At 50.6% G+C, this 24,029-nt stretch carries 20 protein-coding genes; 15 read left to right on the forward strand and 5 right to left on the reverse strand.

The genetic code is table 11. The features are described 5' to 3' along the window. The 8 genes from HJG40_RS09240 to HJG40_RS09275 form a co-directional block, all read left to right on the forward strand. A partial coding sequence (locus HJG40_RS09240; RefSeq protein WP_226857351.1) for a DUF3613 domain-containing protein occupies positions 1-395 on the forward strand: 395 nt, incomplete at its 5' end. After that, on the forward strand, positions 392-2,125 hold the full coding sequence (locus HJG40_RS09245; RefSeq protein WP_215863917.1) for a TadG family pilus assembly protein: 1,734 nt from the start codon (positions 392-394) through the stop codon (positions 2,123-2,125). The genes HJG40_RS09240 and HJG40_RS09245, both read left to right, overlap by 4 nt. A gap of 1 nt (position 2,126) precedes the next feature. After that, positions 2,127-3,521, forward strand: a complete 1,395-nt coding sequence (locus tag HJG40_RS09250; RefSeq protein ID WP_215863918.1) for a sigma 54-interacting transcriptional regulator — start codon at positions 2,127-2,129, stop codon at positions 3,519-3,521. An 82-nt stretch (positions 3,522-3,603) separates the two neighbouring features. Next, the gene (locus HJG40_RS09255; RefSeq protein ID WP_226857352.1) at positions 3,604-4,362 is read left to right on the forward strand and encodes a DUF2968 domain-containing protein; all 759 of its coding nucleotides are present in this window, start codon (positions 3,604-3,606) and stop codon (positions 4,360-4,362) included. Continuing rightward, on the forward strand, positions 4,359-6,539 hold the full coding sequence (locus HJG40_RS09260) for a peptidase domain-containing ABC transporter (RefSeq protein ID WP_215863919.1): 2,181 nt from the start codon (positions 4,359-4,361) through the stop codon (positions 6,537-6,539). The genes HJG40_RS09255 and HJG40_RS09260 overlap by 4 nt, the downstream gene beginning before the upstream one ends. Before the next feature lies 1 nt (position 6,540). Beyond that, a complete protein-coding gene (locus HJG40_RS09265; protein ID WP_215863920.1) occupies positions 6,541-7,932 on the forward strand; it encodes an HlyD family type I secretion periplasmic adaptor subunit in 1,392 nt (463 codons plus the stop codon). Beyond that, positions 7,929-9,923 (forward strand): TolC family protein, encoded by a 1,995-nt coding sequence (locus HJG40_RS09270; protein ID WP_215863921.1) that lies wholly within the window; start codon positions 7,929-7,931, stop codon positions 9,921-9,923. Before HJG40_RS09265 ends, HJG40_RS09270 begins: the two co-directional genes overlap by 4 nt. Continuing rightward, positions 9,920-10,693, forward strand: a complete 774-nt coding sequence (locus HJG40_RS09275; RefSeq protein WP_215863922.1) for a hypothetical protein — start codon at positions 9,920-9,922, stop codon at positions 10,691-10,693. The genes HJG40_RS09270 and HJG40_RS09275 overlap by 4 nt, the downstream gene beginning before the upstream one ends. A gap of 7 nt (positions 10,694-10,700) precedes the next feature. On the opposite strand, the gene HJG40_RS09280 is transcribed toward HJG40_RS09275, so the two are convergent. Then, positions 10,701-11,165 carry a hypothetical protein gene (locus tag HJG40_RS09280; protein ID WP_215863923.1) on the reverse strand — a complete coding sequence of 155 codons (465 nt, stop codon included), beginning with the start codon at positions 11,163-11,165 and terminating at the stop codon, positions 10,701-10,703. An 89-nt stretch (positions 11,166-11,254) separates the two neighbouring features. Beyond that, positions 11,255-11,830, reverse strand: coding sequence for a hypothetical protein (locus HJG40_RS09285; RefSeq protein ID WP_215863924.1), 576 nt, complete (start codon positions 11,828-11,830; stop codon positions 11,255-11,257). Between the two features lie 323 nt (positions 11,831-12,153). Between HJG40_RS09285 and HJG40_RS09290 the strand changes: the two genes are divergently transcribed. Continuing rightward, positions 12,154-13,116 carry a tetratricopeptide repeat protein gene (locus HJG40_RS09290; protein ID WP_215863925.1) on the forward strand — a complete coding sequence of 321 codons (963 nt, stop codon included), beginning with the start codon at positions 12,154-12,156 and terminating at the stop codon, positions 13,114-13,116. Between the two features lie 44 nt (positions 13,117-13,160). Here HJG40_RS09290 and HJG40_RS09295 read toward each other — a convergent pair whose 3' ends face one another. Together HJG40_RS09295 and HJG40_RS09300 are read right to left on the reverse strand one after the other, a co-directional pair. Then, positions 13,161-13,727: an OmpA family protein gene (locus tag HJG40_RS09295; protein ID WP_215863926.1), complete on the reverse strand. Its 567-nt coding sequence runs from the start codon at positions 13,725-13,727 to the stop codon at positions 13,161-13,163. A 113-nt stretch (positions 13,728-13,840) separates the two neighbouring features. Further along, positions 13,841-15,793, reverse strand: coding sequence for a YadA family autotransporter adhesin (locus tag HJG40_RS09300; RefSeq protein WP_215863927.1), 1,953 nt, complete (start codon positions 15,791-15,793; stop codon positions 13,841-13,843). Positions 15,794-16,383: 590 nt separating this feature from the next. Here HJG40_RS09300 and HJG40_RS09305 point away from each other — a divergent pair. The 6 genes from HJG40_RS09305 to HJG40_RS09330 all read left to right on the forward strand — a co-directional run bounded on the left by HJG40_RS09305 (position 16,384) and on the right by HJG40_RS09330 (position 23,231). Beyond that, positions 16,384-18,378, forward strand: coding sequence for a tetratricopeptide repeat protein (locus HJG40_RS09305; protein ID WP_215863928.1), 1,995 nt, complete (start codon positions 16,384-16,386; stop codon positions 18,376-18,378). Between the two features lie 487 nt (positions 18,379-18,865). Continuing rightward, the gene (locus HJG40_RS09310) at positions 18,866-20,041 is read left to right on the forward strand and encodes an EAL domain-containing protein (protein ID WP_215863929.1); all 1,176 of its coding nucleotides are present in this window, start codon (positions 18,866-18,868) and stop codon (positions 20,039-20,041) included. Next, positions 20,019-20,240, forward strand: a complete 222-nt coding sequence (locus HJG40_RS15410) for an Arc family DNA-binding protein (protein WP_215863930.1) — start codon at positions 20,019-20,021, stop codon at positions 20,238-20,240. The genes HJG40_RS09310 and HJG40_RS15410 overlap by 23 nt, the downstream gene beginning before the upstream one ends. Positions 20,241-20,254: 14 nt before the next feature. Further along, positions 20,255-22,234, forward strand: a complete 1,980-nt coding sequence (locus tag HJG40_RS09320; protein WP_215863931.1) for a tetratricopeptide repeat protein — start codon at positions 20,255-20,257, stop codon at positions 22,232-22,234. A 17-nt stretch (positions 22,235-22,251) separates the two neighbouring features. Next, complete coding sequence (locus HJG40_RS09325; protein WP_215863932.1) at positions 22,252-22,962, forward strand: GAF domain-containing protein; 711 nt, start codon at positions 22,252-22,254, stop codon at positions 22,960-22,962. After that, positions 22,959-23,231, forward strand: a complete 273-nt coding sequence (locus HJG40_RS09330; RefSeq protein WP_215863933.1) for a PAS domain-containing protein — start codon at positions 22,959-22,961, stop codon at positions 23,229-23,231. Before HJG40_RS09325 ends, HJG40_RS09330 begins: the two co-directional genes overlap by 4 nt. 112 nt (positions 23,232-23,343) lie before the next feature. Here HJG40_RS09330 and HJG40_RS09335 read toward each other — a convergent pair. After that, positions 23,344-24,029: LysM peptidoglycan-binding domain-containing protein (locus HJG40_RS09335; protein WP_215863934.1), on the reverse strand; the 686-nt coding region annotated here is incomplete at its 5' end.

Consider the following 24,029-nt stretch of genomic DNA (forward strand, 5'->3'; position numbering starts at 1 on the left):
CTGCTCCTGCTCCTGCTCCTGCTCCTGCTCCTGCTCCTGCTCCTGCTCCTGCTCCTGCTCCTGCTCCTGCTCCTGCTCCTGTCAGGGTGCAACAGACCGTCCCCCTGACTCCAGTCAAAACGCCCATGTCGGTGACCATCACCCATAATGCCGTAGCACCCATGCCCCTGCCCAAACACCCCGATGCCGTGCAAAATCTTTTGGCATTCCAGGCCGATGGGCAGCACGCTGGTCATTTTCAACCCATCAGCGGCGCCGAAGCCCAGCAGAGCTACAAAGCTTATCTGAAAACCTTTGGCAGCCCATCTTCCAATGCCGCTTCTGCTTCAGGTTCTAACCCTATGGCTTCTACCAGCGGCATTTCAGGGTCCCAGTATCCCGGTATGCAACCATGAAAAACGGGCACCTGAGACATAAAGAGTCGCGTAACGACGAAAAGGGCAGTCTGGTTATCATGACTGCCCTGGTGTTGCCGATTGTGATGCTCATTGTCTTTGGTGCCATTGATATTTCCCACGCCATTTATGTACAGCGTCATCTGCAGAAAATTGCCGACATGGCAGCTATTGCTGGAGCAGAGGATATTACAGGCGCTTCGACCACCGCCGAGCAGAATGCCATTGCCAACGGTTTCCAGACTACCGCCCCGGGGCGACAAATCACCGTCAACACCGGCAACTGGAATCCCGACACGCAAGCGGCCCCAAGCTATTTTTCCACCAACGTACCCAGCGGTAGCCAGAAAAATGCGGTCCAGATTCAGGTCAGTCAGCAGGTACCCTATTTTCTGTTTTTGGGACCGCCCCTGACCCTGCACGCCCAGGCCATTGCCTGGGCACCCAGCATGGCGGGCTTTACGGTCAGCAGCCAATTGCTCAGCCTCAATACACAGCAATCTGCCGTACTGAATGCCCTGCTCGGAGGCTTACTGGGAACCCAACTCAATCTAGGAGCCGTAGGTTACAATGGGCTTTTGAGCACCAACATCACCCTGGGGAAATTGGCCCAATCACTCGACGTGGGTAATGTCAAAGGTTTGTTGCAGGCCAATCTGAATCTGCCCGGACTGTACCAGGGCTTGCTGACGGCCTTGAGTAATCAGCAAAACGGCGGTGTCATGGCCTCAGATGCTAAAGGTGCCCTGCAACAACTCGTGAATCTCAATGTCCCCGGTTCCTATCAGGTTCCTGTTGGAAAACTTCTCAACATCAAACTGGCAGACCCCAATGCAGCCGCCAATGCCCAGGTGAATCTGCTGAACCTGATCACTACCGCTGCCATGGTCGCTAATCAGGGGCACTTCATTGACATCCCCAATCTGGGCGTGCATCTGGGTGGTCTGGTGAATCTCAGTCTGGGCTTGCAGGTAATTTCTCCACCTTCCATCGCCTTTGGCGAGCCCGGACAGAACCCGGATGGAAGCTGGAAAACCGAGGCGCATACTGCGCAGGTCGCGTTGGCGTTGCATGTGCAGGTTCTTGGTGCACTGGATGGTGGTGCGCTCAATATTCCCATCTATCTGGAAGTAGATCCGGCCCAGGCCCACTTGACGACCCTGACCTGTTCGGTACCGCAAAGCAACACTAGGCTCAGAATTGGCACCAATACGGGACTGTTGACAGCCGTCATTGGCAATGTCCACCAAGACGCACTCGGCAATACCACCAAGCCCCTGTCTGCTGTGGCGCAACCATTCAATCTGGTGAATGTATTGGGACTGGTGCAGGTCAGAATGAATCCTCTGACCATCCCGCTCAGTGGGCAAGCTGGTTATAACAATACCACTTATGGTTATACCCCCCTGAATTTTACCGGCACCCCGGCTCAAACTCGGACATTAGATACCAATGGGCTGGGTAATGCCCTGGGAAACACTTTGCAGGCCCTGAAAACTCAACTGCAAATGCCCAACTCTCTTGATGTGAAGCTGCTCGGCCAGAATCTCGGCCTTGGAAACGTAGCGGGGACATTGCTGGCCGTTCTCAATCCCCTGTTGTTATCCTCGCTGACAGACCTTTTGAATTCTGTTCTGGCGCCGATACTCCAATTGCTGGGCATCCAGTTAGGAATCGCCACCGTAGATTATAATGCGCTCAGTTGCGGCAATGCCGTATTGGTTTACTAGTATGAATCCCATCCAAATACTGGTTTGGGAAGGTCAGCATGACTTTGCCAAACGCCTGGAAAGATGCCTGAATCGGGAAGACAGCCCCGAAATATTGCGCTATGACGAAGAAGCGGAACATCCTTCCAGTGACGCGCCGATGGAAGCCGAAATTGCCTTCATCAGCACCAGCGCGTTACGTCGCTATGACCGGAATCATCTGGCCTGGGAACGCATTCAGGGTATTCCGGTCATCTGGGTGGGCAGTGGCGACCAAAGTGTCTATACCGCAACATCAGTCAGTGACCGGGTGGTGCTCCCGGCTTATTTCAACTGTGCCAGCCTCGAAGCCGTATTGCGCCACACGTTGCGCAGCTCTCCACGCTTCGGAGAAAATGCCCAGACGGGAATTAGCGTAGAGCCCGAAAAACCCCATGCTGAACTCCCCTTGCACAAGGAAGGTTCTTTTCTCTATCAGGCTGCCTGCATGCAACAACTGGTGGCCAACAGCCGGCTTTATGGCGCGCTTTCGGTAAGCGTGCTCATTCGCGGAGGAAGCGGAACCGGCAAGGAACACATTGCCCGGATGGTGGCCGACGCCCATCCCGAATATCGCAACGGTCCATTTGTTGCCGTAAACTGCGCGGCCATTCCCGATACCTTGTTTGAATCCATGTTTTTCGGGCACATCAAAGGTTCGTTTACCGGTGCGGTGCGCGACCACACCGGCTATTTCCGCGATGCCCACAAAGGCACTCTGTACCTGGATGAAATCGGAGATCTGCCCTTTTCCCAGCAAGTCAAATTACTCCGCGCCCTGGATGACGGAATGATTCACCCCGTAGGTTCCAGTGAAGCCATCAAGACGGATTTTCGCCTGGTGACTGCCACCAACCGCCCCCTCAACCGCATGATTCAGGAAGGCACCTTTCGTCTTGACTTTTATCACCGTATTGCCGTCGTCGAACTCTATGTCCCGACCCTGCAAGAACGTGGTCCAGAAGAAAAGCATTTACTGTTCAATGCCGCCATGCGCCAGTCTCTGAATCTTTATGCCCAGGAAGTTTGTGAGCTTCCGGATTTGCCTTTATGGTTGAAGGAATGGGTTTTCAGTTATTCCTTTCCCGGCAATGTCCGTGAGCTGTACAACAAGGCAGCGCGCATGGCGGCTTATTACCTGGGACATCATCGCTTTGAACAGGCAGAATGTTTGCACCTACTCTGTACCGAGGCGATGGAATGCGAAACGCCGGAACAGGACGAACTTCCAGATTTTTCATCCCGGACAGAAGAGCGCAGCCAGGTACTTCAGGCCCTGGAAAAAAACCAGTGGCGCAGATCGGAAACTGCCGATGCTCTGGGATGGAGCCGCAAGACATTATGGCTGAAGATGAAAAAATACGGATTATCTGATTGATGGCAAAAAGGAAGCAACACCGTAAAATCAGCTTTCTGTTTTGACCACACCGCTTTGAACGACATTAACAAGGAGATACCACATGCGTATACGAACAAAACAACCGGCTATTCGTATCCTGTCCATGACCATTGGGATGCTGATCGGAATGGGATTAAGCACTGGGGCTTATGCAGATAGCGCCGCCACCACTCCACAGTCTGACAACCCAGCAGCACTTCCCAGTAGCGCCCCCGCGCAGGCACCCGCATTGACTCAACATGTGCTGAGTCTGATCAAGACGCACGCGCTTGTAGAGCTGCGCACCATTTACAACGGCCCTTTTGCAGCCGCCATGTTTTTTAATCCGCAAACCCTCAATTACTCGGTGGTTCTGCTCAAACATCATGATTTCTGGTGGGTCGGAGAAACTGCAGATGGTCACAAAGCCGAACAGCTCTACACCAAACTGGCCACTCAAACCATTCGTCTGGCAGCACCCGATCTTGCCAAAATACAGTTAGATGCCCGCATTGCCGTCGCCAAGCGCAGCCTTGCTGCCCAGCGAAAGCGTGAAGAAGAACTGGCGCAACAGATTTCTGCCCAGCAGAAAATTGTTCAGGCTGGAACCGCTGCCCAGGGTCAATTACTGCAGGAAGCCGAGGCCCTGGATGCCCAACGCAAGTCTCTGGAAGAACAGCTTAGCAGCACCAACAGTGCAATTGCCGGACTGCAAAGCAAAGCCCAGGCAGGGCCTTCCATGGAAAGCTTTGACAACCAGGTCACGCCGCTACAGACCCCCACATCATCCTCATCACCTCATAAGAGCCGAATCCAGATTCGTGCCACCGCGCATCCATGACCGGACAGGATTCAGAGCAGGGCAACGGGACACCAGGCAGCCCCGCTGAGTCGCCACGTCCTGCCCAACCCGTTTCCAGTGGCTTGCAATGCCTGGCCATGATTGCAGGTTACTATCAGCGTCCCTGCAATGCGGAGCAGTTGGCCCGGGCATTGGGCATGACTGCGCCCATACTCCCTCCGGGCAAAATCATCCTGGCTGCACGGGAAGTCAAGCTGGTAGCCAAAGTCGTCCAGTTGCAGTGGTCAGATCTGGCGCGCCAACATTATCCGGTCATGGCAGAGCTGAAAGACGGCAATTACATTGTGCTGGGGCGCTTCGAAAACCAGCGCCTGGTGGCCGTCGATCCTACCCGTGGTCAGCTCATTCTCGATCAGGCGACTCTGGAAAAGGCCTGGACCGGACGGGTCATTTTTCTGAAGCCCCGTTTTTCATGGGGTGCTGAAAACCAACGGTTTGGGTTGCGCTGGTTCATACCCATCATTCTGAAATACCGTAAGCCCGTTATCGAAGTTCTGATGGCTGCGTTTGTCGTGCAGATGTTCGGGCTGGCCATGCCCTTGTTCGTGCAGCTGGTGATTGATCGGGTGCTGGTCTATCACAGCCTGCCCACCCTGGACATCCTGGCCATTGGCATGTTGCTGGTGATTGCTTTTGAAACCACCCTCAACGTTCTAAAAACGCTGATGATGACCCATACCACCAACCGCATTGATGTGACTCTGGGCGCGCGCCTTTTTGCTCATGTGCTGCGCATTCCCATGCGCTACTTCGAAACCCGGACAGTGGGCTCCACGGTCGCGCGTGTCCGGGAACTGGAAGTCGTGCGGCAATTTCTTACCGGTCCTACCCTCATGTCCTTCATCGACATTTGGTTTATCGGCATTTTTATTATTGTCCTGCTCTTTTATAGCGGATTGCTGACGTTGGTGGTGCTCGCCACCATTCCCTTCATGGTGGGATTATCTCTGGCCATATTCCCCGTCCTGCGTCGGTTGCTCCAGGAAAAATTTGATCGCAGCGCCGAAAACCAGTCCTTCCTGGTGGAAACCATCACCGGTATCCAGACGGTTAAAGCACTCGCCGTGGAGTCCAAAATCTATCAGCGTTGGGAAGAAAGCCTCTCGCGCTACGTCATGGCCTCCTATCGGGTTGATCGTCTGGCTGGCGTAACCAGTGCCTTCACCCAGATGATCCAACGGCTGGGGACGCTGGCCATCCTATGGGTAGGGGTCAAACTGGTGTTGGATGGCGAGCTGAGCGTGGGTGAACTGATCGCCTTCCAGATGATCTCCGGTCAGGTCACTGGACCGATTTTACGCCTCGCCCAACTTTGGCAGCATTTTCAGCAGGTGGGTGTATCCGTGAGTCGCATGGGTGATCTCATGAACACCCCGGCAGAACCGGTGGTGGATATTGGCAAGGCCTCTCCACCTGCCCTGCATGGCCGTGTGACTCTCGACAAGCTGCGTTTTCGCTATACGGCAGATTCGGAAGAAGTGCTCAAGGGCATCAGCTTTGACATTCCCGCAGGATCTTTCGTCGGTATCGTTGGTCGCAGCGGTTCGGGCAAGAGTACCCTCGCCAAAATGTTGCAGCGGCTCTATTTGCCGGATTCAGGAACCGTGCTTATTGATGGCATCGATCTACGCCATGTCGAGCCCAACTGGTTACGGCGCCAGATCGGCGTGGTGCTCCAGGAAAACTTCCTGTTCTCTGGAACCATTCGCGAAAACATTACCATGGTCTATCCTGAGGCCACTCTTGATCGCGTCATAGCCGCCGCGCAGTTGGCAGGTGCTCATGAATTTATCAGCAAAATGCCGGATGCCTATGACACCAAAGTGGGCGAACGGGGGGACAGCCTCTCTGGCGGACAGCGGCAGCGCATTGCCATAGCCAGAGCCCTCCTGGGTGATCCACGCATTCTCATTTTTGATGAGGCAACCAGTGCCCTCGACTATGAGTCCGAACGTATCATCTGGAAAAACCTTCATAAAATCTGCGAAGGACGCACCGTCTTTATGGCCGCACACCGCCTGGCCTCCATCCGTAGTGCAGACATTATTCTGGTAATGGACGATGGTGAAATTGTCGAGCAGGGCGCACATCAGACCCTGATAGCCCAAAATGGGATCTACGCCTTGCTGGCTCATGACGAAGAAGGAGCAAACTGAAATGGCACGTGCTTTGGGTGGTTTGCGCGGTAGCGTGGCAGAAGCCCGAGAAAAAAACCGTCAGGCTGCCCTGAAAAAACTGGAAAATGAGTTTTTGCCACCCCTGCTGGAAATTCAGGAGCGCCCCCCGGCGCCGTGGCAACACCGCATCCTGTGGACACTGGTTTTTCTTCTGGTGGCTGCCATTCTCTGGTCTTATTTTGGAAAATTGAATATTGTCGCCACAGCCAGTGGTCAATTTGTGCCTGACGGTAGGGTCAAAATGGTTCAGCCTATCACCACTGCCACTGTCGAACATATTTATGTGCACAATGGCGAACCGGTGCACAAGGGTCAATTACTGGTCTCTCTCAACCCGACGGTGACTCAGGCCACCCTCCATGCGACCAAACAGGAACTGGCGCTACGCGATATTGAAAGGGCGCGCATCCAGGCGCAACTCAGTGGCCATAACAGTCTCACCGCTACAGCCAAGGTAAACCCCGAATACCTGCAAATGGAAAATGCCCTGCAGGCCGCCCAGGAGGCCGAGTATCGGAGTCACCAGAGTGCTGAACAATCCCGTCTGGCCCAAAATCAGACCGCTCTGGAAGCCGCCAAAAGTCAGGGGGCTTCCCTGCAACAACAAGAGGATTTATTGCATCCGCAAGTCGTGGCAGATGCGGCCCTCGCCAAAATCGGGGCCATACCGGAAATCCAATATATGGAAGCCCAACAAAAGGAAATCAGTCTGCGTGGACAAATTACCCAAAACAAGGGCGACATTGCCCGCTATACCCAACGTCAGACCGAACTGGAGCAGGATATTTCCGAAACCCGTGCCAACTATCATGCCACCTTACTGCACAGCCTCGGTGAAAACACCCAATCGGTGATTTCTCTGGAAGCTCAGCAAACCCACGCCAACCGCGAACTGGCCTTGCATGCCTTGCGCTCTCCAGTAAACGGCGTGGTGCAAAGTGTGGATGTACGCAATATTGGTGAGGTGGTGACACCCGCGCAATCCGTGGTCAGCATTGTGCCGAGTGGGACCCCGCTGGTCGTTGAATGCGCCCTGCCTGATAGTCACATGGCCTTCGTTCATGTCGGTCAAAAGGCACGGGTCAAGGTAGCCGCTTATCCTTTTGAACAATATGGAGCCCTGCAGGGAGTGGTTGACAAAATCAGCCCCGATGCCATTTCCCAGCATGGTAGCGACGGCTCCAGCGGGGCATTGTTCTACCGTATCCGTGTTACCGTGGCGCATCCCTCTCTGATGGTGCACGGAAAGGCGGTCAAAATGCGCCCTGGCATGTCCGTATCCGTCAACATCAATACCGGGGAACGACGCATCCTGCAATTTTTCCTCAGCCCCCTGTTCCGCGACTGGGACGAAGGGTTGTCAGTGCGATGAAAAATTCCGGTACGGTTTTGCAAGTGGCGGTACAGCTTGCCGTGGTCATGCTCGGTCTGGCGGCAGCCTTGCCTGCCGAGGCCCAGGCAAGCGCAGTTGATGACATCAGCAACACCGGGCTGGCTGCAGCCCTCAGTGCTGCGCTCCCCACTTCTCCACAATATTATGGTCATCCGTCCAGGGAACAGGAGCAGGTATTGGCCAGACAACGGCCCGATATCTCCCCACAGATGCCACTAACGGCCCAAAAACCTCAAACATTGTCTGCAACGACTCCCAGGTCCGCAACAGTGCCAGCTTCAGAGACCCAACCCGTTTCCTCGAAAGCGCCTCATCTGAGCAAAATCCCGACACTCTCCCTGAATAGTCCGAAAGCGTCTCAGCAGCCGGCAGTCAGCGAAACTGTGCCGAAAATCAACCCTGCACCTGCACCTGCACCTGCACCTGCACCGGCACCTGCACCGGCACCGGCACCGGCGAAAATCCTTGCAACGCCGTTGAACGAGCCCAACAAACCGGAGCATAATTCTGTCGTCATTTTTGGGCCACCCTCTGCAATTTCCCAATCAACACCGAAAATGTCGGCGGGAATCACGCCACTACCGAGCCTGGCAACCAGTAGTCTGTCGCAGCCCGACAGACATTCCGGCAGTTCCCTTTATGATCTTGTCCAGACAGTCATCGACCATAATGCCCATATCCGTCTTGCCGCCCAAAACTTGCGTAGCGCGAATGCCGGTTCTTTGCAGGCCATTGGTGATTTTCTCCCGCATCTGAGTTTTCAGGAACAAAGCCAGATGTATGTCAACACCAGCGGCTTACCCTCTGCTTCTTTGGTGGGTTCCAATATCATTGCAACCCAAGGCAGTATTTATTCAAATTATATGAGCATCATGGCTTCCCTCAATCTTTTCGAGGGCGGAAGCGGCATTGAAAATCTCTCTGCCGCACACCAGGGCGTAGTTGTCGCACGCGAACAGAGTCTCTATCAACAAAATAAGGCTGTGCTTGATCTGCTCGTCAACTTTCAGCAAATTCAGAGTCTGCAGCAACAGGAAGCCATTCTCCGCAAAGCGATCTCTCTGGCAGAAGAGGATCTCTCCCTGAACGAACAAAAATTTCGACAGGGCAATGAAAGTGTGCTGGGGCTCAATAAGGCTCGCGTTCTCCTGCTTCAATATCAGTCTCAAAATGATGACTTACGCAGGCGTCTTCTGAAGTCCCAGACCGATCTGGCGGCTTTGCTGGGTCAGCAAGGTGCCTTTGCGCTGGCCCGCGAGGCGGGTCACGAAACAATCCCAACACCCCCTGAGCTGGGGCAAAATGCCAATAACGAGACAGAAGACACCGATATCGTCAATCATTTACCTACGATTCAGGCTGATCTGGCCAACATGCGCGAGGCACGCCACCATGTAGCCTCCGTCCGGGGGAGTTTTTTACCAGACGTGAACCTCCAGGCTGGCTACAACTGGCTGGGAACATCCAGCCACGGTTTTGGACCCGCTTTCAACAATGTCAATCGCAACAATTACACGGTAGGACTGAGCATCACCCAAAGCCTCGGGCCCTTCACAGGTCATTTGGCCAAATTAGATGATGCCGAAGCCAAACTGGAATCTGCCCACATCCAGTACCAGCAAGCCATACTGGAAGGCCACCAACAATTGCGTGTGGATCGCGAAGAAATCCGGGATGGGGAAAAACGGGTGCAAACCTTACACGAGGAATTTATTTCCGCACAAAAAAGCTTGCAACTCGTGACAGCGCTCTACAATCATGGTCGGGTCAGTAAAATGGACGTTCATACTGCCGAATTGCAGGCGATGAATGCCCAAGGCGCATGGCAATCGGCGCGGAGTGAATGGGTAGTCGCACAGTGGATGTTCTATGCCATGCTGCATCCTGGAAATCTGGTTCACATGCTCCTCGAAAAAACCCAGAACGTCGTTCAGGAGTCGGAGAACACTCCTGGAGATCATCCATTATGATGACCATGAAACATCGTCAGTTTTTTTCTGGAGAAGCCTTAACCTGGTGGCTGGTGGGCGCCACATTTTGCGTGTTGGGCATTGTCGCTACGGTCTTTGAAATCATGAACCACGAACGCACCCGGACTGCGGCCGCGCCCTACGCTTTTCATATGGTTCCCCTCCCCAAAACAACCCAGGCCCAGGCTGCGACCCCACCGCATCCTCATCAGGTCAAACAATTTGCCGCTCCACGGCCTCATGCAAAGGAAGCCAAGGCACCAGTCAACGCATCCCCAATGCATCAAAGGGAATCTTCATCGCCCCTTTCCGCAAAGAGAAAAATAAGCCCTGTATCACCGCATACGCAATTCAGCATTTTGACATCCCGCCAGCGAGCACGCCTGATAAGCCACTACGTAACCTACTGGATAGAGCATGTTGAGCAAAGGGCTTCGGGTCAACTACTGAATCAGAATTCAGGAAAAATCAAGCTGCGAGTGACGGTAGTATCCAGCGGCCACCTGGCAGGTCTAGCCCTGCTAAACTCCACATTGCCTGGCACAGAGTCGTCCCGCGCCGTCGAATTAATCCGTGCGGCTTCACCTTATGCACCTTTTCCAGGAAGTCTGGCACGAGAAGCCAATAAACTGATCATCAATTGCACGATGCAATTCATGGATGGCGCACAGAGCACTCCAGCCAGTCAAGCGAAGCCGGACAATTTAATAACGCACAATGCAGGATTAGGAGAGAATCTCTCCCAGGCTTTACTGGGAGGAGGTTCTTGAGAAATGCCTAATAAAATAAATATCCACCAATATCTGTAACCAATGGACTGGAAGACAGACTTTTCACACCGTCGGCAATGCCCGTGGCGACATTGGCAGGCATGGTACTCGCAAAATTTGAAAGCGCCATTCCAGCCTGATTACCATCAGAAATCAAAGTGTTTTCAAGATTGGAAATGCTTATAGAGCTGCTACCATCCAGTAGTCCCGGAAAGGAATTTTCCGCTCCCAGAATTCCTCCAGTAAGTAGAGAAGTAGTTTTGGTGATGGTGCTTGTCAATTCTCCGCTGGCATAACCGACGCCTTCGCTGGCAAGGGTGGCGGCATCCGTAACTGACTGACTGACTGCTTGATTCATTTCGGCACCAACAGTGCCGACTGTTTGCAAAGAAGGGGGTGAACTGGAACTGGCAGAACTGCCTAGACCCAGCGCCGATAGCAATCCGGACAATAAACTTCCTAGTGTACCCATATCGGATCTCCTTGTTTTATTGGCTGCACACAATAACGGCGCGGATATACCGCGCCGTTGTGGTTCTGAACGGAGTTACAGACTCTAAATTAGAGCAGTCCGCCCAAAAGACCGGAGGAGGACGATCCGACCACCGTAGCATTGCTCAGAACATTACTCAGACCCGTAGCGGTAAGAGTAGAAGCCCCCAAAGAGCCGACAATGGAAGCCGTAGCAGCAGGGATGCTGGTAGCCATGTTAGCCATCGCATTACCCACGCCAGTACCCACGCCCGTCAGCATACCACTGATTCCGCCACCAACCCCGGCAGCCAAAGGACCGGCAACATATTGCGTGTAATCGGCGGTAATTGAAGAACCAACGGCCTTGTCCAGTGAAGCCACTGTGGATGCACTGTCTGACAAAAAGGATTTGCTCAGGGCGCTTGCACCGTTAACTGCCAAACTCAAAGTGCCCTGTGCAGCCGTCGTGATGTCATTCGTCATGTCTGCTGCAAGCGTTGCAGCATCAGTAGTAACTGCCTTGTCGAGGGTGGTGGTAGCGGCAACCCCATCATTCATCAGGGTGCTGACGTCACTGGTAGTGATGCCACTGGAACCGCCCAGAAGGCCGCCAAGTAATCCAGTCACGCTGTTGAGAAGTCCACCTACATTTAAACCTGCCATAACTTTACTCCTTAAAATAGATGAGTACATAAAGGATGAAATGCTTTATTTTTTTTTGCCGAAAATACACATCATTCCGGCGTTATATGATTAGCAAATCTTGTGCCACGTTTAAAACACTGTAACTCATTGTTTACCTGCTTTACCAAATTTTTTGTGTTACTTTTTATATCTCGTTGGTAACCATGTTAGTGACACCGGAAACCTAATCCAGACAGTTTTACCCATCTAATTTTTCTGACATCATAGAGCTTAATGCAACCGATCCTGCTCGATCATCCGATATTTTGTAATATAATCATTTAATTATTCAGGAATACACTATGAATGCGCTTTATCCCGATCCAACCAGGAAATTTTATCGACTGCACCATACCGCCCTGCTTGGGCTGTTGACCCTCTATCCTTCGTTGGCCTGTGCCGCAGCAGTATTGCCGCAGCCCGATCTGACTTCAGTCAATCCCCTTGACAAACAAAACCCGCATGCCATGAACGCAAAAGCGCGGGCCGAATATTGGCAAGGAGTTTACTGGACGCACATGCACCATCCTCGTCGTGCTGCACAGGCCTGGTTAGTATCCGCAAAGTTGGGTGACTCAGAAGCCCAATTCAACCTGGGAGATGCTTATTATTTTGCTACTGGTGTTACCAAAAAGCTTAAATTAGCCACCTATTGGTGGGGACTTTCTGCTCAGGCCGGAAATGCCCAGGCGCAGAATAATCTCGGCTATGCATACGCCCATGGAGAAGGAGTTACCGAAAACCCCCAGAAAGCGGTTTATTGGTGGACAAAATCAGCCGTGCAGGGAGATGCCTACGCCGAGCTGTTATTGGGTCTGGCCAATTATTATGGCCGGGGGGTTCCTGAAAACCATGAAAATGCCAACACCTGGTTTATTCGCAGTGCCCACCAGAACAATCCCATTGCCGAATTAGCTTTGGCCCGGGATTACGCCCAGGGTTATGGCACAGCAAAAAACTACTCACAAGCATTTCACTGGTTTTTAAAAGCTGCAGAACAAGGCAACACAACCGCGCAGCTCAGCGTGGGTGCCAGCTATTATGAAGGTCAAGGCATCGAAAAAGACATCCTGAAAGCGATTTCCTGGTGGAAGAAAGCGGCAGCCAATGGCAACCCCAAAGCTGAACTGCTTTTAGGCGTGGCTTACCAGGATAACCAGGAAATAAAAAACGCAACAGAATCATTGCAATGGCTGAATAAGGCTAAATCCGGCGGTGGTAAGATCGCGGTGGTCGCTGAACAATTGATTAAAAAATATCAGTGAATTACAACTTGCCCATTGCCGGTTATGGCAACGGGCAATGCGAATCAGGGCTGCTGCTTCACTATTTTTTTAACCTGAATAGTGGAGTCGATGACTACACGCTGATTTAGGAACCGGCCTTGGCGAGTTGCATTACTGGCAGCGGGATCCATCCAAGAATAACCCTTGGTAATGATTCTGTAGTCTGGAACACCCTGCAAAGTCAAATAACCAGCGACCGAGTTAGCACGCTTTTTTGACAATTTAAGGTTGTAGGCAAAGGAACCTGTCTTGCTGGCATACCCTTTGACCAACAATATGGCGCTAGGATGAAGCCTGGCAAAGCGTGCAGCACGATTAAGCACATAAACATCGCTTCCAATCAGTTTTGATGAGTTGGTATTGAAATTCACGCCACGTATCGTAATGGGCTTACTTTGCAAAATAGTCTGCTCAATTGGCGCAATGATTTTTGCAGGCGGCGGTGGTGGTGGTGGTGCAGGTTGCACCTTTACTGGTTTCGGTTTGGCAAAACAAGACAAATTGCAGCTATGATAATGAACAGGTGCACAGGCTGTCAGGGTTAAACTGCCTGCCGCCAATGCAATAAATGAATAAATCAGCTTTTCCATAGTAACTCATCCTAGTCTAAATGATTCTTGATGGAGCAAGGAATTCTTTTCTGGAACCCGAACAATATCATCGGGTTCCCGTTGAAGAACGAAGAATGTTTTACGCTGCTCAATCACCAAGAATAGGAACCACCGGCACCAACTGCGGTATTATTTCCAGACCCGTTGCTACCAACTGTAATCTGACCCGTCCAGTTGCAGTTGAACCTGTGCTGGTAGGTGAATGCAAAGGCACTTTGCCCGTTGTAGTTACCGTAACCACCGGCCACGGTATTGGGACCCTGACCAGCGGCGGCGGCGGCGGCGGCATTAAGAGAAGCCGCATTGACCGAACCGACCTGATCGGCATAGTGCTTGGCTTGTCCTACCGCAGACGACATGGCCCCCTGCACCTGCCCATAGGTTGCCGCATCATTGGGCGCCGTTCCTGGGGCTACGTTAGTGATCTGCCGTTGTAACCCAGTTGCCGCATCACCCACTGAAACCGTGTTTGCCCGGTTGGCCACAGATCCTTGCCCCAAGGCAACCGAATTGGTGCCGTTAGCGGTGGAATTGGCACCAATTGCGGTAGAATTGGCGGCCATTGCGTCCGCATTGCTGCCAATAGCCGTTGCCGGATCTGCATTCGCTTTAGCTCCCGCACCAATTGCCACCGCACCGGAATAATTAGCTTCTGCTCCGGTACCTATTGCAATGCTGTTATCACCTGATGTAGTAGCATCTTTTCCTGCAGCAAAATCATTAACACCGGTTGACTGCTTAGCATTACTACTGGTGAGGTTGCCACTGGAGTCTATGGTAAATACACCAATTCCCTTTTGGTTAAGGATGTTGCTGATATGGCTAATGTTGGTGGTGTTACTGGCAATGTTGGTGGTGTTGGTATTGTTCTGGTTGCTGAGATTGCTGATGTTACTGACATCGGTAGTCTGCTGCTTATTTATATTGCTGATATTGCTGGTGTTACTGGCAATGTTGGTGGTGTTGGTATGATTCAGGTTGCTGAGATTGCTGATGTTGCTGACATCGGTAGTCTGCTGCTTATTTATATTGCTGATATTGCTGGTGTTACTGGCAATGTTGGTGGTGTTGGTATGATTCAGGTTGCTGAGATTGCTGATGTTGCTGGTGTTACCGGCAATATTGGTGGTGTTGGTATGATTCAGGTTGCTAAGATTGCTGATGTTGCTGGTGTTACCGGCGATATTGGTGGTGTTGGTATGATTCAGGTTGCTGAGATTGCTGATGTTGCTAACATCGGTGGTCTGCTGCGCCTGGATTTTGGAAATATTAACAGGAGAAAGTTGAGATAGTTGGCTACTCAGGTTACTGATGTTACTAACATCGGTGGTCTGCTGATTTTTGATGTTGCTGATATTACTGGTGTTGCTGGCAATGTTGCTGGTGTTGCTGGCAATGTTGCTGGTGTTGCTGGAGTTCAGGTTGCTGAGGTTGCTGATATTGCTGGTATTGCTGGCAATATTGGTGGTGTTAGTATGATTCAGGTTGCTGAGATTGCTGATGTTGCTAACATCTGTCGTCTGCTGCGCCTTGATTGCGGATAAATTTGCAGACACGGAGGTGATGTTTGAAATTGTACTGCTCAGGTGACTGATATTGCTGGTATTTGAACTCACCTGCTGATTGGTGGCATAAAGCTGGCTACCATTAACGGCATCGGTGCTGGTTGAGGTCAAGTTACCCGGGGCAACATTAATAATTCTGCGTTGCGCAGTAGTCGTTCCGACAGAAACCACGTTGTTTTGTCCACCATCGCTACTGCCATTACCTAATGCTACAGAATCTGTTCCTGTCGAGGTTGCATTGTCACCAATAGCGGTGTCGTTTGTCCCTGCAGAGGAACCTAATCCACTGGCAATGTTACCATCACTGCCTTGTGAGGTTACGGCAGAGCCGAGTCCCAAGGTCTGCGTCAGGGAGGCTACCAACCCTCCCCCGCCATAGACAGTTCCGGCATATACTGGAGCACTTACGCCGCCCATGACCGCAAATGTGCTCACCACTGCTACAGTTAGAATTTTCTGATTGAATGAAATGCGTTGCATAATTAATTCGTCCTTTAGACACTTGAGTTATGGTTCATGCAAGCGTAAGCAAAAAACACGCCAGCAGAAAGCATCTATTAGTTCCACATTCAAATAAACAAACTGAAATGATTTTCTAATTGATCATCTTATTGAATAGCAAATCATAATAAACAATCACATTAGCAACTTAGACCTGTGACCCCGAGGCGTCTACCGGATGACGTGTTTTTATAAAATTAACAAATATTCTCACAATGTTACAAAATACACCGCATTTGATTGCACATTAAAAAAACCATGGGCTGGGATCATTTCCGAGAACCCCATCCACAGCCATTCCGCTGCTGATTACTTTTAGGTAACATGTATATTCATAAATGCATCATATTAAGAAACGTTATCCAACTTGATTGTATGCTGAACATGGGCAAGAGCATGTTCAGCTCAATGGTTAAACCACGCAACAAGCCTGAAAATAATGAGTGTTTACTCAACATACTCCCGAAAATCGAGCTTTCAGGCTTGACATTACAGGAACGCCAGATGATCCTGCTTGGCAGATCTTGCCTCTCCACTGATTTTGATAACCAAGCACAAAAATTTTGCCCATGTCCATACTACCCAGTTATTGGCTCCTGCATTTCCATTATCGCCAAACCCTGCGCGAACTACTTGCTCTGCTTTTGCGTTTTGGGACTTGCGGCGACAAATCACAGCGGGCAGAACTAGCCAGGTCCGTGCGCTTAAACCGACGAAAATTACAAGACCTCCGGGCAATTGACACCACAACTGCCCAAGCAAGCGATCTGAACGAATTGTGGCAAGACGCCCTCTGTGATCTGAGCCTGGAGGGGTGGCAATCTTACCAATACCAGAATCTGGAAAAACATCCCTGGTCACTGGAGCAAGTACAGTCAGAATGGTTCCCGCAGTGGGACCTCGTCCAGGAAGTCATCGGAGAGGCAATACTTCTCCCGGATCTCGCAGCGGCCACTGATGATGAGACTTTCTTACGCACTTTTATTCAAGACAACCCTGAACATGCCCAGGCATATGGCAATCTCGGGGTAAGTCTTATGGAACGTGGAGATGAATTTGCCTCAGAAAAAATTTTCCGACACGCACTTAAAATTGATCCCGATCACTCTGACGCGCTCCTTAATTTCGCCGTATTGCTGACCCGACAAAAGCGCCTGGATGAAGCGGAGAATTTGCTAAAGCATGCATTAGTGGTGCGCCCCGATTATTTGCATGCCTACTGCAATCTGGGTTTTGTTCTTTCAGAGCAGAAACGTTACGCAGAATCCGAAGCTGTTTTGCACAAGGCACTCGATTTACAACCTGATTCTCTGATGGCACTGGTGAATATTACTGTTCCATTATTTGCACGTAAGGCCTATGCCGAAGCGGAAAAAATATTGCGAAGTATCCTGCGACAGGATCCCGACCACCGGGGTGCCGCGCTCAACCTGGTAGCCTGCCTGTATGCCCTGGGCAAAAAAGAGGACGGGGAAATAAAGTTACGCGAAACTATCGGAAGATTTTCTGATTTCAGCGACGCGATGGTAAAATTGGCTCTGGTCCTTGCTGAGCGCGATGATTTGGAGGAAGCACACTCCTGGTTTCAGCGTGCTTACGAGGTTTCTGCAAATGATCCGACTGTCGGCTTCGATTTCAGTCTTTTTGCCCTATCCATTGGCCACTATGAAGAGGGATTCCGACTTTATGAGCTTCGCTTTGAAGCAAAAGAAAACTGTAATCCCATCCGTTTTCCTGAACGTGAGCGTTGGGATGGAAAACCGCTCCAGGGTAAACGCATTCTGATCCACGCCGAACAAGGCTTAGGTGATTTGATTCAGACGGTGCGCTACGTTGCAGAATTAAAAAGAAGGGGCGGACGGGTAATTTTGGAGACCCGTGAACCTTTGCTCCGCCTATTTTCATGCCTGGAGGATGTGGAAGAGGTGTTTCTGGAAAATACCAACATCCCTGCATTTGATGTCTTTGCACCTATCATGAGCCTGCCACATCTCTGTGGTACTACTGTCTCCACCATCCCCAATCAGACTCCATACCTAACCGTAGATCAGCAGTGGGTTGCCCAATGGGCTCCAAAGTTGCCTGCGAAAGGACTGCGTGTCGGGGTGGTCTGGGCTTGTAATCCACTCGCCCGCAATGGTCAGGACCGTTCTCTGTCACTCAACAAGCTGGCTCCCTTGGCAGAACTTGATGCTCTGCATTTGGTTTCATTACAGAAAGGTGAGTCAGCCGAAGCGCAAATTGAAGAGGTGAACTTTCCGCTTCTGTCACTCGGTACAGAAATAGTCGACTTTGCCGATACCGCCGCAATCATCAGTCAGCTTGATCTCGTGCTCACAGTAGATACTGCCGTTGCACACCTGTCGGGTGCCCTGAATGTACCCACCTGGGTCATCCTATCACATGATGGCGATTGGCGCTGGCTACGCAAACGCAGCGATAGCCCCTGGTATCCAAGTGTTCGCCTGTTTCGACAGCCCGCCCCTGGAGACTGGGATGGGCTGATATTCGAAGTGTTGAGCGCGTTGAAAGTTCTTATTTTGGAACAGCCAGTTAGAACCTGAAATTCACAATAGCAACAAAATTTGTCGCAATTTGTAAGTAATATATTAAAACTGGATTATGCACGACCCGCCCGTTAATATCACCAGTTGGTATCCAAGCCTGAAGTTATTTCGTCAAAAAGTGCCCAATGACCGGGAAGAAGTAATTCAGAACGACTTTGCCCAATGTAAATTTATAGGTAACATCACTCTTCATTAATGTTTCTCTTTTTGAAACGTAAAAATTTAAGTTTATTTGCATCTTCACAAATATCTTGCGTTTTATTTGCATAGCAACTATCGTAAGAATGTGAGCATAATAATTGCCTGAGAAAATGAGCAGCCCCCAAAAATTGCTGGATAGGCCGTTACAACATGAACCAGAGCACGTCGTTTCATCTTAAACATCCTAAAATGTCTAATCTCATATTGGCTTGCATTCTTTCCTCGGAATGCATCCTGGCTGTCACCATAATTATTGTCATTCTGCACTCGGTAGGATTTTTCCATGTCCGGTGAGAAGATTGTCGCCATCCTTAGCCAGACAGCCCAATCATCACCGGGCAGCTTTTCTATGCTTCACGAACAAAATAACCATTATCAACCAGTAGCAAAGTCAAATATTCACGTTTTATACCAACCCATCATCGATTTAACACAAGGAAAAGTCGTTCGTGTCGAAGCTCTGGTGCGATTCGAGTCTGATAATCAACTCATTTCACCAGACAAGGTATTACCTTATCTACAACCAGAAGAAATCATCCAAATCAATTTTGCCGTTCTGAAACAGGCAGCTCATGATTTGAGACTGTGGCAGCAACAAGGACTGAATTTTAAAGTCAGCGTAAATGTGGAAATATTTCAACTGGAAAACCCAGAATTTGCACAATCTGTTTTACGCATTTTGGATAGGGAGAACATCGCTCCGCAACATATTGCCCTCGAAATCCTTGAAGGTAGTAACCTGGAAATCTCAAGGCAGATGATCGATCAGATCAATATGCTCCGACAAAAAAATATGACTTTTTCTCTGGACGATGTTGGATCAGCCTATTCCGGTCTGGCACGTATAAAAAATCTACCCATAGATACTCTGAAACTCGATGGCATATTTGTTCGCGACTTATACCAGAAACCCCAAGATCTCAACTTTATTCAAGCGCTTTCTGCACTGAGTCGCTCCCTGGGGAAAAGCCTCATCGTTGAAGGTGTGGAAGATGTCACCATCTTGAATGCATTGCGTAGGCTTGACGTCACCCTGATACAGGGCTATGTATTTTCCAGGCCAATCACTGCTCAGGAAATTCCTCAATTTATCTGTAAGTTAAGCATCCCATCATACGAAAAAGTCCTAAAACCAAACGACTGGATCGGTGCTTACGCAGAAATTCTTCACGAGCGTGAACGACTGACGGCCATGATTCGTCATGCACCCGATATGCTGGATCGTCAAAATATTAAAAGACTGCCCAATAAAATCATTGAAGCTTGCGTATTGATGGTGCCTAAAACATATCATCTTTATTGTCAACAAATGGCACTTATATCTCAGATTGCTGCATTCCCAGATAATTTAATCAACGATGACACCATTGAACGCATAGAACAGGGATATCGAATTCTGTTAATGGAAATCGAAAAACAGATCTACGAGGCAAATCATGGTCAGCTTAGAATTAAATAAAATTCCTGAGGAACTGTATCAGTGCCTCGTCAAAAATGCGGAATTACATCAACGCAGTTTAAATTCCGAAATCCTGGATTGCCTGGCCATACAAATGTTTGAATCGAACATCAAAAACAGGAGCAACCAGGTCAGCATCAGAAATCTCCTCAGCGCAGAAGAGTTAAAGGCACTGCTTTCGACTGAAGATGATCGCTAGACGAGCCGAATCATATGTACTTTAATGATGATTATTCCATCAAATTCATGTACGTCAACAACCTTCGCGCGGTGATGATGAGTCTGCTGCGGTCTTATGCAGATGTACAATATAATCAACCAGAACAAATCGCGTACATACAAAAACACAGAAGAAATCTGCAGGATCTGCAGGAATTTTTCCCGACACATGAGGCATTTTTAATCGATCGACTGACTCCAATCTGGAATGAATCCGTAAGCGATCTCTGTCGTGAATCAAAAAGTCTGACAACCCTTGCGCACCTGATCAATCAGCCATGGGAGCTCGCCGTTATTCTTTCTTCATGGATACCTTCCTGGTGTGTTGTTCAGCAGGCTCTTGGCCGGCCCCTTGCCTTTGGCCAGCAATTTTCCAATGAAGAAGTGCAGCTTAGAGACATCATTGAAGCAGAACCGGAACATGCTCAGGCATTTTGCAACCTTGCGGTGCTTTATCTTAATGGCGGCCAACTCGATGATTCTCAGAAACTCTTTAAAAAATCTCTCACTCTCGCCCCCAATGCGCCTGATACCCTATTAAATTATGCGGTACTCCTCAGCCAGAACGGAGACTTTCAGGCTGCAGAAGAACTGCTTCGTCGGGCTCTAAGCATACAGCCAGATTACGTTGTCGCCTGGTCCAATCTGGGCTACGTACTCAGCGAACTCGAACGCTTCGAAGAAGCAGAACAGGCATTACGCCAGGCTTTGGCCATCAATCCAGACTACCCAGTTGCATTGCTCAACATTACCGCACCATTACAAAAACGGGGCGCATTTGCGGAATCTGAAAAACTGCTTCGCCATCTCCTGTCCTTGGAACCAGGACATATTGATGCTGCCTTGAATCTGTTCGTTTGTCTGTTCAGCCAGCGTCGCGGTACTGATGCGGAAAACGTACTCCGTCAGATCATATCCAATCAGCCCAATTGTGCAGAAGCCATGAGTAAGCTTGGAATTTATCTTTTTCAGCAGGACAATTTTACCGAAGCGGAAGAATGGCTCAGAAAAGCCTACGAAATATCTGGAAAATCCCCCGAGTCTGCATTTGATTTGTCCACTTTCCTGCTGCTTTGTGGTCACTACCGTGAAGGCTTCACGCTATATGAAAGCCGTTTCAGGGTAAAATACAACCACAATCCTCAGCGCTTCGCCCAAACGGCATGGGATGGTAGCGATCTGGACGGAAAAACCATTCTCGTTCATGCCGAGCAGGGATTTGGAGATATGTTCCAGTGTGCCCGCTATCTACCCCTTATCCGGCAGCGTGGTGGACGGATTATTCTGGAAACCCGCTCTGAACTATATCGCCTGTTTGCCCAATCCGAATTGGCCGACGTATTGTACATTGAAGGTGATCCGCTCCCTGAATTTGATACCTACATTCCTTTCATGAGTTTGCCTCATGTGTTCAGAACGGATTTGGACTGTATACCTCGGCAAACGCCCTACCTCTCTGTCGATCATGAACTGGATACTGCATGGGGGAAGCGTCTTTCGGAAATTTCCGGTTTCCGGGTCGGTTTGGTCTGGGCGGGTAACCCTCTCCACAAAAACGATGATGCCCGTTCGATCTCCCTGGAACAATTGACGCCGCTTGGCTTGCTACCAGGAGTCCAAATCATTTCACTACAGAAAGGTTCTGGCGAAGCTCAAATACCACATAGCCCCTTTCCAATGCACGCCCTCGGTGACCACATTCAGGACTTTGCAGATACAGCGGCTATCCTCAATCATCTTGATCTTCTGGTTTGCGTGGATACTTCTATAGCACATCTGGCCGGAGCGATGAATGTCCGAACCTGTCTGCTGCTTGCAAAATCTCCTGACTGGCGTTGGCTACTCGATCGCAGCGACAGCCCCTGGTATTCCCATCTGCGTTTGTTTCGCCAGCAGCAATCCGAATCATGGGAAAGCGTCATTGATGAAGTAGCACAATACATATTGAAGCGTATGCAACAACCGCAACTTTAAACTTGGTGTAGAGAATAATGGCCTACACTTTAGACGATCTGCTTCACTGTCCCGCCCTTTTACGCCGGATATGGGCGCATCTTTTTCGTCGGAACAAACCTGACCCCCAAGACCGACTCGCCCAATATTTCGTCTTTAACGAGGCAATTGGACAGGTGATTACCCATACCGATCAGGAATCTGTTCTACTGGAGTCCCTGTGTAGTCTGGCGGTACAAAGCACTTCGGTCGCCTTGGCCTGGGTCTGCCGCTTCGAAAACGACGATAGTTTACGCACGCTGGCTGATGCAGGAGAAACGGGTTATCTGGATAGCTTTGAGGAACGGAGAATGGGCCTGCCTGTCGATGAAGGCCCCCTGCTTCGGGTCTGGCGCGAGCAGTCTCCCCTCTTTAATGAACCTTTTACATCTGCGGCTCTACGCCATGCCTGGCTACAAAACACCCGCCCTTATCAATTAAACTCCATGGCCATACTCCCCATCCACCGTGATCATCGAGCCTGGGCCTTGCTGGTCCTGTATGACCGGGATCGGCAGGCTTTTCCTCGCGACTGCCAGATAGTTCTGGAAAGTATTGCCCGCCAGGTCAGTGAAGCGTTGGAAGACTGGGTGAATATCCTCCGGGAACGCAAGCAGCGCGAACAGCAGATGTTGCTGGGAGCCGTTCTGGGGGATGCCGAAGAAGGCGTCATTCTGATCGATGCCCCCACCATCGGGTGCTCTATGTGAACCCCAGTTTTACCCGCATAACCGGATACACACTGGCGGAAATCGCCCGACAGGGACTACATCAGTTACTGGGTCCTCTGACCGAAACCGTAGCCATCCAGAGAATCAACGCAGCACTGAGTAGTGAAGGATTTTTCAATGAAACCATTCTTACTTATCGGCATGATGGGCAGACATTCTGGAATCACCTGAACATCATCCCCACCCATAATTACATTGAAGAAACGACCCATTACCTATGTATTCAGCGCGTCGTACCATGCCTATAGAGCGGATAAATTAAAAAAACCGAGCCCCAAAAACCAAGGGTGGCAGACTGCTAATTTTTGCTCCTGGCAATGTTAAGCATGAGACAAAAACACTCCCGTACCTTTTGTTCCATTAGCGTGTATAAATAGTGAGACGTGAGCCCGGCTGAATGTCGCTGGCAGAGGCCAGGTGGTTCCATTGGATGAGAGACTTGGGTTGCACATGGTACTGCTGGGCAATTTGCCAGAGTGTGTCGCCTTTGCGAACAATATAAGTCGCTGCGCGCGGCTGGGTGGCGGCGCGTTCCTGGCGGGCACTAATAGCCGCTACGGCGGTTTCCGAAGGAATATTCAGGACCTGACCCGGATGGATGACGGATTGCTCGGTCAGGTGGTTCGCATGGGCAATAGCGGTGATACCGACACCGGCCCGCTGGGCAATTTGCCAGAGACTTTCGCCGGGGCGCACCGTCAGCTGTCGGCGTGCTGCCGTATAAACGGGAGTGGCATGACCTCCGTAAACGATGAGATGTTCTCCCGCCTGCAGGTCATTGGCCGAATGGATATGATTCCAGCGCATCAGGTCCTGAACACTGACGCCAGCCTGCTGCGCCAGTCCCGAAAGGGTATTTCCAGAGTGGACCACCAGAGCGTGATTGGCTGGTTGTTGGCTATAAGTGGCGTTTTCCAGAGGATGCCCCCCATAAACCACCAACTGCTGACCTGCCTGCAGATCACGCGCGGAGCGCAGATGATTCCACTGCTTCATCTGCTGAACACTGACCCCCGCGCGCATGGCTATTTGTGACAGGGTGTTCC

It is taken from the genome of Acidithiobacillus concretivorus (assembly GCF_018853445.1).
Lineage (GTDB): Bacteria > Pseudomonadota > Gammaproteobacteria > Acidithiobacillales > Acidithiobacillaceae > Acidithiobacillus > Acidithiobacillus concretivorus.

Bases quoted from the DNA above. Each gene is read 5' to 3' on its own strand.
- HJG40_RS09275 (WP_215863922.1), top strand. From the start codon at position 9,920: ATGATGACCATGAAACATCGTCAGTTTTTTTCTGGAGAAGCCTTAACC.
- HJG40_RS09245 (WP_215863917.1), top strand. From the start codon at position 392: ATGAAAAACGGGCACCTGAGACATAAAGAGTCGCGTAACGACGAAAAG.
- HJG40_RS09310 (WP_215863929.1), top strand. From the start codon at position 18,866: ATGTCCGGTGAGAAGATTGTCGCCATCCTTAGCCAGACAGCCCAATCA.
- HJG40_RS09270 (WP_215863921.1), top strand. From the start codon at position 7,929: ATGAAAAATTCCGGTACGGTTTTGCAAGTGGCGGTACAGCTTGCCGTG.
- HJG40_RS09320 (WP_215863931.1), top strand. From the start codon at position 20,255: ATGTACTTTAATGATGATTATTCCATCAAATTCATGTACGTCAACAAC.
- HJG40_RS09290 (WP_215863925.1), top strand. From the start codon at position 12,154: ATGAATGCGCTTTATCCCGATCCAACCAGGAAATTTTATCGACTGCAC.
- HJG40_RS09295 (WP_215863926.1), bottom strand. From the start codon at position 13,727: ATGGAAAAGCTGATTTATTCATTTATTGCATTGGCGGCAGGCAGTTTA.
- HJG40_RS09255 (WP_226857352.1), top strand. From the start codon at position 3,604: ATGCGTATACGAACAAAACAACCGGCTATTCGTATCCTGTCCATGACC.
- HJG40_RS15410 (WP_215863930.1), top strand. From the start codon at position 20,019: ATGGTCAGCTTAGAATTAAATAAAATTCCTGAGGAACTGTATCAGTGC.
- HJG40_RS09285 (WP_215863924.1), bottom strand. From the start codon at position 11,830: ATGGCAGGTTTAAATGTAGGTGGACTTCTCAACAGCGTGACTGGATTA.
- HJG40_RS09300 (WP_215863927.1), bottom strand. From the start codon at position 15,793: ATGCAACGCATTTCATTCAATCAGAAAATTCTAACTGTAGCAGTGGTG.
- HJG40_RS09305 (WP_215863928.1), top strand. From the start codon at position 16,384: ATGTCCATACTACCCAGTTATTGGCTCCTGCATTTCCATTATCGCCAA.
- HJG40_RS09325 (WP_215863932.1), top strand. From the start codon at position 22,252: ATGGCCTACACTTTAGACGATCTGCTTCACTGTCCCGCCCTTTTACGC.
- HJG40_RS09265 (WP_215863920.1), top strand. From the start codon at position 6,541: ATGGCACGTGCTTTGGGTGGTTTGCGCGGTAGCGTGGCAGAAGCCCGA.
- HJG40_RS09250 (WP_215863918.1), top strand. From the start codon at position 2,127: ATGAATCCCATCCAAATACTGGTTTGGGAAGGTCAGCATGACTTTGCC.
- HJG40_RS09280 (WP_215863923.1), bottom strand. From the start codon at position 11,165: ATGGGTACACTAGGAAGTTTATTGTCCGGATTGCTATCGGCGCTGGGT.
- HJG40_RS09260 (WP_215863919.1), top strand. From the start codon at position 4,359: ATGACCGGACAGGATTCAGAGCAGGGCAACGGGACACCAGGCAGCCCC.